Here is a 13,559-nt window from a genome sequence, read left to right on the forward strand (position 1 = left end):
AGCCGTTTCGCGCAAGCGTACGGGCATTCATTATGTCAATTACTCTCCGGCGCCCGTAGGCTCGCGCCAAACGGCTGATTAAATCAACAGGCCGCGTTAGCCAGTGGCGCGTCACTGCCCCCTCACTGATTTCAACATTTTTGCCGCCGGCATCCCAGCTCGCTGTCGCTGTCTCTTAAAATCGATTTCATAGAAAGCACTGACGACAGAGTGCGCACTGACGACAGAGTGCACGGGACATTTCGATTTTATTACGGGGGAACCTTGGCATGGACACCAACAGCGGGACGGTGGCGGTCCAAAACGCGCACGCGGCGGATGGTTTGATCGACCGTTTCTTTCAGGTCCGTGCATTTTCAGAAAAGATCGTTGAACCTCTGTCCCCCGAAGACTGCGTGATTCAGTCGATGGACGATGCCAGCCCGATCCGTTGGCACCTGGCGCACACGACGTGGTTCTTCGAAACGTTTTTGCTGAAACCGAGCGGGGATTACCGCCCGTTTGATGAGCGTTTCGAGTATTTGTTCAATTCCTATTACAACAGTGTCGGTGAACAATACCCGCGGGGAAAACGCGGCTTGATCTCTCGTCCCGGTTTGACAGAAACCCTCGACTATCGCAGCCACGTCGATCAAGCGATGCGGTCGCTGGTGGAAGGCCACGATCTGACCGACGAGGAGCGGCAGGTGTTGGAAATCGGAATCCATCACGAACAACAGCATCAGGAATTGATGCTGACCGATCTGAAACACGCGCTGTCGTGCAATCCGCTTGCACCGGTTTATCGCGACGGAGCGTGCGAAGATCTCGACACAGCGGTCGGTCAGTCATGGCTCGAGTTTGATCCCGGCGTGGTGCGAATCGGACACGACGGCGACTCCTTTTGTTTCGACAACGAACTTCCGCGACACCGTGTTTTTCTGGAACCCTTTCAAATCGCCGATCGCTGCGTGACCAACCGCGAGTACCTGGAGTTCATGGAAGACGGGGGCTACGATCGGCCCGAATTGTGGTTGTCGCTCGGATGGGCGGCGGTCAAGGAGCACGGTTGGCGATCGCCGTTGTATTGGACCAAAACGGGTTCGCGATGGTCGCACTTCACGTTGTCCGGACGCAAGCCAATTCGGCTCGACCAGCCCGTCTGCCATGTCAGTTATTTCGAAGCCGACGCGTATGCCCGCTGGGCCGGATGCCGATTGGCAACCGAAGCGGAATGGGAACACGCCGTCTGCTGTCAGCTGGACGACCCGTTCTCGGCAACGCAGCGCGGCAACTGGAGTGACGAACTGCTCCGCAGCGGCCGCTGCATCCACCCCAAGTTGTCTGGCACGGACAGTTACTGCAATCCGCAATCCCACTATGGCGGCATCGACGGTGACGACTCAGACCAGCCTCCATTGGCCGACGCCATGGGCAACGTGTGGGAATGGACCAGCAGCCACTACTCGGCATACCCTGGCTACCACGCACCGGCGGGTGCGTTGGGCGAATACAACGGAAAATTCATGTGCAACGTCTTCGTGCTCAAGGGCGGTTCGTGCGCGACTCCGTCTGGACATGCGCGTCCGACCTATCGCAATTTTTTCGCCCCAGAGTCGCGCTGGCAATTTACCGGCATCCGGTTGGCACGTTGCTAAGCTACCAGAGTCCCCCGATTGTTGACTCGACCATGGACCAGGGTACGCACCGTGTTAAAAACCGCACCATCAAAATCGTCTTCTCGATTGATCACCTTTCAGCATGACGTGATCACGGGACTGGCCGACAGCCCCAAACGTTTACCGTGCAAGTATTTTTACGACAAACGTGGGTCGGCGTTGTTTGATGAAATCTGTGAACTCGACGAGTACTATTTGACCCGGACCGAGCAAGCCATCATGGACCGGTACGCGTCTGAAATGGGCGCGCAGATCGATTCGGGAGCGATGCTGGTTGAGTATGGCAGCGGCAGCAGTATTAAAACACGAATCTTGCTGGATCATCTGATCGACCCGGTCGCATACGTCCCAGTCGATATTTCGCATCGGCATCTGCAGCGCGTGGCCGAGCGATTGCGGGCGGATTACCCGCACCTGGAAGTCATTCCGGTGACCGCCGATTTCACCCGCCCGTTTTCACTCCCAACCCCACGGCAACCCGCGACGCACTGCGCCGTCTACTTTCCCGGATCGACGATCGGAAACTTTGAACCGGCCCAGGCGGAGCGACTGTTGCGATCGATCACCGAGCGATGCGGCGATGGCGGCGGGCTGCTGATCGGGATCGACCTGGTCAAAGATGTCGAAACCTTGGAACGTGCGTACAATGACGATGCCGGCGTGACGGCGGCGTTTAATCTAAACCTGTTGCACCGGATTCGCGACGAACTGGATGCCGACATCGACGTGGAAGCGTTCCAGCATGTCGCGTTTTACAACGACGCAGCGTCCCGAATCGAAATCTACATTCGCTCGTTGAAACGGCAGACGATCGACATCGCGGAGACATCGTTTCAGCTCGATGCAGGCGAATTGATTCACACCGAGTATTCGCACAAGTACACGATCGAAGGCTTTTCGAAGCTGGCCGCTCGTGCGGGGTTAGAATTGCATCGCAGTTGGACCGACGACGACCGGCTGTTCGCCGTGCTGCATCTGGTGGTCACCGGCGGGCAAGCGTAGCTGCCGTCGCCGGTCGGCGGCCGCACCATGTTCTGGCGAGCGCGGCGACAGACTGTTGCCCGTTACTTGGCGTCTGCTTTCAGATTGTCGGTGGCCCAGAGGATCCCGCGGGAGACCAGGTCCAGGTAGCGATCGTCGCCGACGGTTTCGTTGTTGTGGCCGAGCGTGGTGCTAAAGATTTTTGTTTGGTTGGGCCCGTACAAATTGGTCCAAACCACGACCGCCTGAGCCGTTTTGGGTTTGGCGTTGGGGTTGTCTTTCAGATCCTTCTTTCGCGGCGATTGAACTTGATCCCCGGTCGCCAGCACTTCGGTGTTCCCAAACACTCGGACGTTGTTGTAAAGCTCTTCGTTGATCGTCGTCCAGTTGTTTAGCCCCTTGGTGATCGGATGATCCGCCTGGGTGTAGTGAACATCGATCGGGGATTGCGGACCATGGCCCGTCGATTGAACGCCGATCATCTCGTACCAACCGGCGTTCTCGGCCCCGATTTCGACCGGGTTTCGGAAATCGCCCCAGCGGTAGCTGTGCATCGCGCAGTGCAGGTTGACCGCGGGAACACCGGCCCGGTGGGCAGCCAAAATACGATCGACGTAGGGGCGTTCGGTGACCGACGCGGAGCACTCATCGTGCAGGACCACGTCGTAGTCTTCGGCCCAGTCATCCGATTCGTAGACTTCGAAACGGGTGCTGGTCGTCTTGCTCGGATTAAATTCGATCGTCACCACGGCATTGATCCGCTCCTCGATGCCTTTCTTCAGCAACTGGGTTTGGGTTGCGTAGTCATGGCAGCACCCGCCGGCGACCAGCAAGACCTTCAGCGGTTTGTCTTGTGCGTGGGCCGGTTGGAACGCGGTGAACGAGATCAGCACGACGCCGCACAGGAACATGCGGATAGCGAAACGACAGACAGAGAGACTTCGGAGCGGGTTCATGGTGCAAGCCTTGGTGAGTCGGATCAACCGACGGAGCAGGAGAGGTCGTCGCGGGGCGAGCGGTCGACGTTAGAATTGATGGCCTTTGCGGGGGCCGTCGTTGCATTGGGTCAGAATTTCGGGACCGTCCTCGGTCATCATCACCGTGTGTTCGAACTGGGCCGACGGCCGACCGTCTTTGGTCCGCACCGTCCATCCATCCGCCTTGTCACAACGGGCGTAGCGGGTTCCGGCATTGATCATCGGTTCGACGGTGAAACACATGCCGGGGAACAGTCGATCGATGCGGCTTTGCCGATTCGGGAAGTGCGGGATCGAGGGGTCCAGGTGAAATTGTTTGCCCAGTCCGTGACCGACGTATTCGCGGACGACCGAGAAACCACGCCGGTGGGCCTCGGGCACGATCGTCTCGCCGATTTTCGAAACCGTGCATCCGGGGGTCAGCGCGTCGATCGCCATGTGCATGCAGTCGAATGCGCATTGGGTGACCGCTTTGCGTTCCTCGGAAACCTCTCCGATCAAAAACGTTTCGCTTTGGTCCCCGTGCCAGCCGTCGACGATGGTGGTCACGTCGATGTTGACGATGTCGCCTTCTTTGAGCTCTTCGTCGCCGGGGATGCCATGGCAGATCACTTCATTGATGCTCGTGCAACAGCTTTTCGGGAAATTCTGATACCCCAGCGTTGCCGCGGTATGCCCGTTGTCGAGCGTCCACTGTGCGATCATCTCGTCGATTCTGCCCGTGGTGATACCGGCCTTGATATGCGGTCGGATGTAGTCCATCAGGCTCGCATTGACGCGTCCGGCGCGGCGCATCGCATCGCGTTGCTGGTCGTTTAGAATCAGTTTTCGTTGCTTTTGCAGCATTCCTTTCATGTTCCCTTCGATGCGAACAGCGGTAGATCTGCTCGTGGTTATTCCTGCGACAAACCGGCGTCGGTTCTCTGGTGCCCTGTCGGAATCGTGTTCGATCGCCGGCCGGCGTCAGAGCGTATCGTACCAACCCGAAAGTGTCGTTCGTAGAACCGAAAACACCCCTCGCTCAGATTTTTTGGAAGCCCACCGGCGGCAGATCCTACGACCCGATCGGCAACACGAGGTCCGTGGCCAAGGCAATTACGGGCATCGCCATGCCCCGCCCAGAGGGGCATAGAGTGCGAAAACCATGCCTTCGCGGCCATCAACTGGCGTGAAAACAGCACGAATCAACCGAATTCCGCGATCAGTCGAGAAACCCTGGCCCATGCGGAAGGTTAGATCAGTGGGCCGGCCATGTGATCTCCGCTTCTGAAAACTGGTGCGATTGGCGCCGGGCGATTTGATGGGGGGTAATTAGAATGAGCCGGTCGGCAGGCCCATTGAGTCGAAATCTCATCCACTTCTTTTGACAAAACCGCTGCAATAATGCATTTCCAACTCCCATCGTGCAACGAATGCTCGTGCAACCAAAGCTCATGCAACGCAAGCTCGTGCACCGATAGCAACGCACCGATCGGCACCAGCATCCGCCTGCCGCTGCGGCAGGCGTCCGGGCTGGCGAAGTCGTCGCTTCAGATCCTTTTCGCCGCCGTGTTGGCCTCCGTGCTGCCGATCTCGACGCTTTCGGCGCAAGAGCAGGCGCCCGAGGGAGCCCCAGCAGCCGAAACGGCCGAAGCCCCGGCAGAGGAGATCGACAGCGAAGACCAAGTCCCCGCCTCGCCGTCGGACCAGGCGTCGGACGAGTCCCCCGCGACTCAGCCTTCACCGGCTCTCCGCGGCGAAGACGTGACGCCGGAAGAAGCCGCACGGATTTTGTTGGACGAACTTGATCGCCCCCAACAACCGTTGTTGCGATTCAATTTCACCGGCGCCAGCTGGAAAGACGTGCTGAATTGGATGGCCACCGAAGGCGATCTGTCGCTCCAGATCGACCGCTATCCGGAGGGCTCGATCTCCTTCATCGATCGCTCGCGGATGTACACGGTTGCCGAGGCCTTGGATCTGTTGAATCGATTGCTGCTCGATCGCGGTTACGCCTTGGTCCGCCGCGGTCGAATGCTGTTCCTGATCGACCTGGAAGTCGAAAACGCCGACAAACTGATCAGCGAGTTGGCTGATCTGGTCCCGCTGGACGAACTGGAATCACGCGGCAAGAGCGACATCGTGAGTGCGATCTTTCCGCTGGGCAGCATGACGCCCGACGAAGCCAAGACGCAATTGCCGCAGATGGTCGGGCCCTGGGGGCGGGTGATCGTGCTCGACAGCGCTCGCCAAGCCAAGGTGACCGAACGGGCGGAGAAACTCGTCGCGATCCGCGAGGTCATCAAACAGTCTGACCAGGAAGTGCACGAGATCAAACTGCAACACCGCAGCGCCGAGGAATTGCTGCAAACCGCTCGCCCCTTGCTCGGACTAGAAGCCGACGAAAACTCCAACGACGACATTCGCATCTCCGTCGGGCTCTACGGCGATCGAATTTACGCCACCGGGTTGCGATCCAAGGTCAGCATTCTGGAGAACCTGATCGCCAAAGCCGACCAACCGCTGGAAGGTTCCGGTGACGCCACCGAGGCAGAAGTGGCTCGCCCGGTGTTCCAAACCCATTTTGTGCGTGTCGCCGACCCCGCCACCGTGTTCGAAGTGCTGCAAACGCTGTTGCAAGACGAACCGGGCACGCGAGTCGCCATCGACCCCGCCACCAACGCCATCATCGCCTTCGCAACGCCCAACACCCACAAACAGATCACCGAAGTGATCGCCAAGATGGAAGGCAGCGGTGAAGACTTCGAAGTCTTTCAGCTTAAACGCATCGACCCCGCCCAAGCCTTGCTGACCATCAACAAGTACTTCGGCGTGACCGAAGAAAACACCAGCGGTCCGATCGTTGACGGCGATCCGGCGACCGGAAAACTATGGGTTCGCGGCTCGCAAGACGAAATCGAACAGATCCGACGACTGCTCGAACAACTCGACGGCACCACCAGCGAAGGCTTGCTCAGCGGGAAAGTCCGGCTGTTGCCGCTCAACGGTCGCCAAGCCGAAGACGCGCTGCGACAACTGCAACTCTACTGGCGAATGACCGGACGCGACAATCCGATCCGGGTTGTGTCTCCGTCCGGGGCCGTTGAATCCAACGGCATCCGTGAACGCAAGATCCAGCGGGCGCCGTCCAACTCGGCCACGCCGCCGACGCAATCCACGTCGAACCCTGCCAGCAACCTCGACGCATCCCGCTTCGATTCGCAACGGTTCTACTACCTCACCCAAGCCCCGGCGGCATCCAGCCCGGCGGACAACCAAGGCGTCAACGACCCGTCCGAACCCGTCACCACCGAAGTCGCCAAATCGCCCAGTCCGGACATCATGATCGAACTGACGCCCAATGGCATTCGGATCGCTTCGGATGACACCGAAGCATTGGACGAATTAGAAGAACTGCTGTCACAACTGATCGGCCCGATGGGAACGTCAAGTGACCTGCCGACGATCTACTGGTTGAAGTACATCCAGGCCGATATCGCCGCCGAAATGATCGCCAGCATTCTCGGTGGCGGCGATTCGGCGGGCAGTTTGACCGACACGATCACCGGCGGACTCGGCGGCGGCATGTTGGGTGGACTGATGGGATTGGCCGGCGGTGGCGGTGGCGAGACCTCTTCGGCCAAGTCCATTTTGACCTCCACCGGATCGGTCAACATCGTTCCAGATCTACGACTCAACGCGCTGTTCATCCAAGCCAACGAGCTGGATTTGCAAGTCATCGAAATGGTGCTTGAAAAAATCGATATCGAAGAAAGTCCCGAAGACATCGAGTTGACCGCGACGCCGCGGATGATCCCCGTGCTGTATCAAAGCGCCGCGGAAGTCGCCAAGGTGGTCAAGGAGATCTACGCCGATCGGGTCGCCGGTGCCGATCAGGGACGCAACAATGGCGGCGGCGGAGGAGGAGGCCGTGGCGGGCAACCCTCGCCGGAAGATTTCATCAACGCCCTGCGCGGCGGTCGAGGCGGCCGCGGCGGCGGTGCCGAGACGGCGAAAAGCGAACGCTCGAAAATTACCGTTGCCGTCGACGTCCAAAGCAACTCGTTGGTGGTCACGGCCACGACCAAAGATTTTGAAGAGATTCAAATGCTGGTCGAGGCGCTCGATCAAGGCGGACGCGTCAATGAAGACGAGACCGTCGTTTACACGCTGCCCGGCACACTCAACGGAAACACCATCGTGCAAGCGTTGGAAGCCATCCTCAGCGCCAAAGTCGAAACCAAAGACAGCGGGTCCACTTCCTCCAGTACCCCGGGGGCTCGGACCGGAGGCGATAGCACTAGCAGCACTGAAGCGGCTGATGCGATGCGGCAACGGATCGAAGCGTTTCGATCTCGGTTCGGCGGCGGACGCCCCGGCGGATTCGGCGGCGGCCGTGGCGGCGGCGGAGGATCACCCTTCGGTGGCGGCGGACGCGGTGGTGCTCCCGGTGGTGGTGGCGGCGGCGGCGGTCGTCCCGGTGGCGGACGTTAACCCCGACCAAGGAAACGTCTCTAGCGCGCCAACGGGGATCGACCACGATGCAAACTCCCCGGTCGCGCCGACGTTCTCCCCCGCAACACAGTACAATCCAAGCATCACTCTTTGGAAGAACACCGGAACCGATTCCATGATCATGCGTGCAGGCGAAATCCTTCGACGACGCGGACTGCTCAGCGACGCCCAGCTGGCAGACACCCACGGCAGCAATGCCTCCGATATCGTTCAAGCCGCCGTCGAAAAAGGCTTCGTCGGTGAACGTGAAGCGCTCGAAGCGCTCGCCGAGGAAGTCGGCTTGGAGTTCGTCGACTTACGCGACACCGAAATCGATCTGGCCGCCTTGGAAGGCTTCCCACAGCGGTTGATCTATCGCCAGTCGCTGTTTCCGATCCGCTTCCAAAACGGATCGGTCGTCGTGGCGACCGCCGATCCGCTGGACCTCTACCCGCTTGATGAAGCCAGCGCGGCGACGGGCAAAAATATCATTCCGATCGTCGCCCAACGCGGCGAGATCGCGCGACTGATGAAGCGACACCTCGGTGTCGGTAGCGAGACCGTCGAAGACCTGATGGCGGCCGCTTCGGACGACGAAGACGTCGAGTTGCTCGAAGAGCTGGAAACCGACGGCAGCGAACTGAGCGAGATGGCTCAGGAAGCGTCCGTCGTCCGCCTAGTCAACGAAATCCTGCTCGAAGCCATCGAGACCCGCGCCAGCGACATTCACATCGAAACCCAATCCGATGGCTTGCTGGTCCGCTATCGGATCGACGGGATTTTGCACCGCCAACCCACGCCGCCGGAAATCAACCGTTTCCAAGCCGCCATCATCAGTCGCTTGAAGATCATGGCACGGCTGAACATCGCCGAAAAACGGCTGCCCCAAGACGGACGCATCAAGCTGAGGGTTCACGGTCGCGAAGTCGACATTCGATTGAGTGTGATCCCGATGATCCACGGCGAAGGCTTGGTGATGCGGGTGCTGGACAAGTCCTCGATGGTCTTCGATCTCGGCAAACTGGGGATGTCCGATGAGATCTACCAAACCTACAGCAAGCTGATCGAGTTGCCGCACGGCATCATCTTGGTCACCGGCCCGACCGGTAGCGGTAAAACCACGACGCTCTACAGCAGTCTGCTGCAGATCCGCAGCGAAGAAACCAAGATCATCACCACCGAAGACCCGGTCGAATACCAGCTCGATGGCATCAACCAAATCCAGGTCCACTCCAAGATCGGATTCACCTTTGCCGCGTCGCTCCGAAGTATCTTGCGGCACGACCCCGACATCGTCCTGGTGGGGGAAATTCGTGACCTGGAGACGGCCGAAAACGCTATCCAGGCGTCGTTGACCGGCCACTTGGTCTTCAGCACCTTGCACACCAATGATGCCTCGGGGGCCTTCACCCGGCTGGGCGACATGGGTGTCGAACCGTTCCTGGTTGCGGGGACCGTCGAAGGCGTGATGGCCCAGCGACTGCTCCGTCGACTCTGCCCGCTGTGCAAAGAAGCCTACAAGCCGTCGCCGGACGAAGTGCCCCAGGATTTTCCCTGGGATCGCGCCGGCGAATTCACTTGGTATCGCCCGGTAGGTTGCCGCGAATGTCGCAATCTGGGTTATTCCGGCCGGATGGGTATTTATGAACTGTTGGTCACCAATGACGAAATCCGCCAGCTCGCCCAGGATCGGGCCAGCAGTTGGGTCATCCGCAAAGCGGCCGTGGATGCCGGCATGCGGACCCTGCGGATGGACGCTTGGGACAAAGTGATCGCGGGCATGACGAGCATCGACGAAGTGCTACGCGTTTCCAAGGGCGAGGCTCTCTAGAATCATGCCGACGTTTGCCTACACCGCCCGCGACATGGCGGGCAAGACCGTGAGCGGTTCGATCGAAGCCGCCAATGAACGCGAAGTCGCCTTGCTGCTGAGCGAAAAGTCCCTCTTTCCGTCCAAGGTCGCCGCCGCCCAAAACACGTCCGGCCGCTCCCTGTTTGGCCAGCGGAAACGTGTCAAAGGCCAGACGATGGCGACCTTTTATGGCCAGCTGGCCTCGCTGCTCCGCAGCGGTGTGCCGATGATGCGCTCGCTGACCGTCCTCGGCGAACAAGCGACTGACCGGGTGTTGGGCGATATCGTCAAAGAAATCAAGGCGCGGGTCGAAGACGGCGAACCGATCGGCAACGCGATGGCACGGTTTCCCAACGTGTTCTCCGACATGGCGATCAACATGGTCCGCGCCGGGACCGAAGGCGGTTTCCTGGAAGACGCCCTGGAGCGTGTCAGCACGTTCACCGAACTGCAGGAGGATCTGAAGGGCCGAACCATCAGCGCCTTGGCGTATCCCGTGTTCCTGTTTTCCGTCGGCTCCCTCGTCATCAGCGGGCTGCTGGTGTTCTTCGTCCCCAAGTTTGATGCGATGTTTGATCGCTTGCGGCAAAAGGACGAGATGCCCTGGTACACCGAATCGCTGCTCAGCTTCAGCACGGTGCTGCAACAATACGGCTGGGTGCTCGTCATCTTGGCCATCGCCTTGATCGTGGTGATCAAAGTTCAATTGGCAACCGAAGCCGGCAAGCAGATGATGGACAAGCTCAAGCTGCGGATTCCAGTGCTCGGCAACATCCTGATGAATCTGGCCGTCGCGCGATTCTGTCGCGTCCTGGGCACCCTGCTGGGAAACGGCGTGCCGATCTTGAAGTCGCTTGAGATCAGTCGCTCGGCCGCCGCCAATCGCTTGCTCAGCCAATCGATCGCCGATGCGACCGAAAACATCCGCGGCGGTGAATCCCTGGCGACACCGCTGCGGGCCTCTGGGTATTTTCCCCCATCGGTGGTGGAAATGATCAGCGTGGGGGAGGAAAGCAACTCCCTTGAGAAAGTTCTTCCGGAAATCGCCGACTCACTGGAGAAGCGAACTTTCCGCAGACTAGACCTCTTTGTACGATTACTCGAACCAATGATGTTGCTGGTCATGGCATTTTTGGTTCTGGCTGTTGTGCTTGCACTGCTTGTGCCGGTCCTCAAGAGCAGCACAAGTCTGTAGTTGTAAGATTTGCTCGAACGATTCACCCGATCGAGCCGATTGAACCGAAAGACCATGTTCCAGTCAGAACTGTTGTGTTCTCGCTACGTCAATCTTTCATTGGAACATTTGGTTCTCTTCTGACGTAGAAAGGGCAACGAGCGGGCAAGTTCGGCGTACCAACTGTGGGCGGTGCGGATATGAATCTCTTAATCATCTGGCTGATCGTTTCAGTCGTCTGTACGGGCGTCGTGCTCGTGTGCATCCGGTTCGCACCTCGGATCGAAGATGAACCTTTGAACAGTTACTGCGAGTCGGAGACACGCGTCGACCGCCGCCAAGGGCCTGCCGAACCTCAGACCAAAGCGCCCGCTTGCGAAACGCGAGGTGAGATCCGCTCGATTCACCGCCCCAAGCCGGGCAAGCGAGCCCCGCTGGCGCCCAAACTGTCCCACTGGGTGATCAACCGGCCCGAAGAATCGCAGTCGTAGTGCTCCGTCACCACACGCGTTAGCTGCGTCGGGCATGCTGTGCATGCCAAGGGGTTGGGTAGGGCATGCTGTGCATGCCAACAGCCCGTCAGCAGCGTAGGGCATGCTGTGCATGCCAATGGGCCGTCAGGCACAGCCTGACCTACCGCGACCGCGACCGCTTTACACCGGCAACTCGAAATCGATCCCTTTCAGCCGCGTGCTTCCGTTGGAGATCAACACGTCCACGACTTCACCGCTGTCGGCCAATCGGACTTGGTAGTCGCCGGTTTCTGAAAAGGATCGGAAACGATAATTGCCACGACTGTCGGTCACGGTGGTGTCGATCACTTCACCACTGTCGTTGAGTAACTCCACCGTCGCCCCTTCCACGGCAGCCGAGCGTCCCCGATCGAAACCGTCGCCTCGTTGGGAGGAACGAGCCAAACGGTCGCTAACGGTGGTGTCGACGGTGACTTGGCCGCGAACTTCGGCAAGCATGAAGAACACGTTTTCCTGCAGCCCCTCGACCGTTGTATTCCGCTCGATCACGTCGGCGAGCGAGGTCTGTTCAATCGCACGCAGCTCCAGTCCATCGAAGACGTTTTCGTAGTAGAACCTGTCGCCGTCACGCAAACGCTGAAATTGATCTGCGATGATCGTGGACGTCAGCTCACCGACGGACGCTCCGCGCAAGTGATCTTCAGCCATCAGCCCGACCCATAAGTCGATGTTGTCGACATCACCGTACAACGATTCCAGTTTTTCCTGCAGCTCGACATCGCTGGTGATGTCGGCAAACGATTCCACGGCGTCCAGACCGTAGGCCTGTCGCGTCGTGTTGTAATCATTCAATCCGTGATCGCGGCCGCGTTGAATGTTCAACGCCACCAGATCAAACCCGCCGGCCCCAGGTGCCCCGAACAGAAAGTTTCTCAAGCTATCGACGACTTCCAAATCGATTTCTTGCGATTGCGAGGAAGCGTCGTACTTGAGGATCGCGTCGATGCCGGTTTCTTCCAGCAGCGTCGGGTTGAAGAACGCGTCTTTCAGTTCGACCTCTTCGTGAACCTCGCGACCATCGTTGTCAAAGAATTCAATGTCGTCGTTCAGCGTGCTGTGTCCGAACCGAAACGCTGCGGTGGAAAACTCAGTCGCGATCGTCGGGTCCACCGACGAATCGTAGCCTTCGTACGGTGTGAGAGCGTTGTTCCCCAGCAATGCCGGTAGGAATTCGTTGTAAGTGATCGATTGAATCTCAGCGATCACGATCGCCCGGGCGCGTTGGTAAATCTCTTCGTCGGTCAGCGAATCGTCGGTCGCAGCGATCTGCTCGGCCAAACGATTGTGCTCGCGAACGAACAGCGTCTGGATCGCGGTCAGCGAGATGTTCTCGCTGGCGCGAATGTCACCGGCGATCACGCCGCCGTCTTCACCGATCGGCAGCAATCCGTCGTCTTCAATCACCAGCATTCCCCCTTCAAACGTCCGCAGTCGATCGGCGGTCTGCTGATCGCTACCGTAAACTTGGGATCCATCGATAAAGGCGGTGATCGAACTGATCTGTTGACGCGGGTTGTCGACCGAGGTTCCGGTTTCCGGGTCGAATTCCGATCTCGTCAACGGAATGATCACTTCGCCACTGCCTGTCGGATCAAACAGCGGATCACCGGTCGGGACTTCGATGGCAAACAGTTCGCCATCGGTTTGCGTTTCCGTCAAGTCGATGTCGTGATCGATGAACTGACCCCAAACGTACAGGAATGCGGACAACCCACGCTCATTCTTGGTCCCGTCACCTTCGACAGCCGACAGCGTGTTGCTGATCTCAAGGGCGCTCGGCCGGTCGGCCCCGGCGGGCGTGGAGATGCCGTCTTCATAGTCCGCCTCGGCGATCCGCAGCAACGCTTCACCGGTGCTCCCCAAGTCTGGATTTTCGAGGTTGTTTCCGGTGCCGTCGATCGAGCGGACTTC

9 protein-coding genes are annotated in these 13,559 nt (G+C 59.0%); 6 read left to right on the forward strand and 3 right to left on the reverse strand.

What is annotated here, in order from left to right; translation table 11 throughout:
• Window positions 1-269: 269 nt before the first annotated feature.
• Window positions 270-1,637, forward strand: coding sequence for an ergothioneine biosynthesis protein EgtB (egtB, locus tag ABX749_RS05895; RefSeq protein ID WP_372895160.1), 1,368 nt, complete (start codon window positions 270-272; stop codon window positions 1,635-1,637).
• A gap of 51 nt (window positions 1,638-1,688) precedes the next feature.
• Window positions 1,689-2,660: an L-histidine N(alpha)-methyltransferase gene (gene egtD / locus ABX749_RS05900; protein ID WP_372895161.1), complete on the forward strand. Its 972-nt coding sequence runs from the start codon at window positions 1,689-1,691 to the stop codon at window positions 2,658-2,660.
• A gap of 62 nt (window positions 2,661-2,722) precedes the next feature.
• On the opposite strand, the gene ABX749_RS05905 is transcribed toward egtD, so the two are convergent.
• Window positions 2,723-3,550 (reverse strand): ThuA domain-containing protein, encoded by an 828-nt coding sequence (locus tag ABX749_RS05905; RefSeq protein WP_372895166.1) that lies wholly within the window; start codon window positions 3,548-3,550, stop codon window positions 2,723-2,725.
• A 114-nt stretch (window positions 3,551-3,664) separates the two neighbouring features.
• Window positions 3,665-4,462, reverse strand: coding sequence for a type I methionyl aminopeptidase (gene map, locus ABX749_RS05910; protein ID WP_095737959.1), 798 nt, complete (start codon window positions 4,460-4,462; stop codon window positions 3,665-3,667).
• Between the two features lie 537 nt (window positions 4,463-4,999).
• On the opposite strand from map, the gene ABX749_RS05915 reads away from it, so the two are divergent.
• From ABX749_RS05915 to ABX749_RS05930, 4 genes are all read left to right on the forward strand, one after another.
• A complete protein-coding gene (locus ABX749_RS05915; RefSeq protein WP_372895162.1) occupies window positions 5,000-8,089 on the forward strand; it encodes a secretin N-terminal domain-containing protein in 3,090 nt (1,029 codons plus the stop codon).
• A gap of 136 nt (window positions 8,090-8,225) precedes the next feature.
• The gene (locus ABX749_RS05920) at window positions 8,226-9,920 is read left to right on the forward strand and encodes a GspE/PulE family protein (RefSeq protein WP_372895167.1); all 1,695 of its coding nucleotides are present in this window, start codon (window positions 8,226-8,228) and stop codon (window positions 9,918-9,920) included.
• 4 nt (window positions 9,921-9,924) lie between these two features.
• Window positions 9,925-11,136 (forward strand): type II secretion system F family protein, encoded by a 1,212-nt coding sequence (locus ABX749_RS05925; protein ID WP_372895163.1) that lies wholly within the window; start codon window positions 9,925-9,927, stop codon window positions 11,134-11,136.
• A gap of 179 nt (window positions 11,137-11,315) precedes the next feature.
• A complete protein-coding gene (locus ABX749_RS05930) occupies window positions 11,316-11,606 on the forward strand; it encodes a hypothetical protein (protein ID WP_372895164.1) in 291 nt (96 codons plus the stop codon).
• A 162-nt stretch (window positions 11,607-11,768) separates the two neighbouring features.
• Here the strand turns inward: ABX749_RS05930 and ABX749_RS05935 are convergent.
• The coding region (locus tag ABX749_RS05935) for a peroxidase family protein (protein WP_372895165.1) at window positions 11,769-13,559 on the reverse strand (1,791 nt) is incomplete at its 5' end.

It is taken from the genome of Stieleria sp., assembly GCF_041595215.1.
Classification (GTDB): Bacteria; Planctomycetota; Planctomycetia; order Pirellulales; family Pirellulaceae; genus Stieleria; species Stieleria magnilauensis.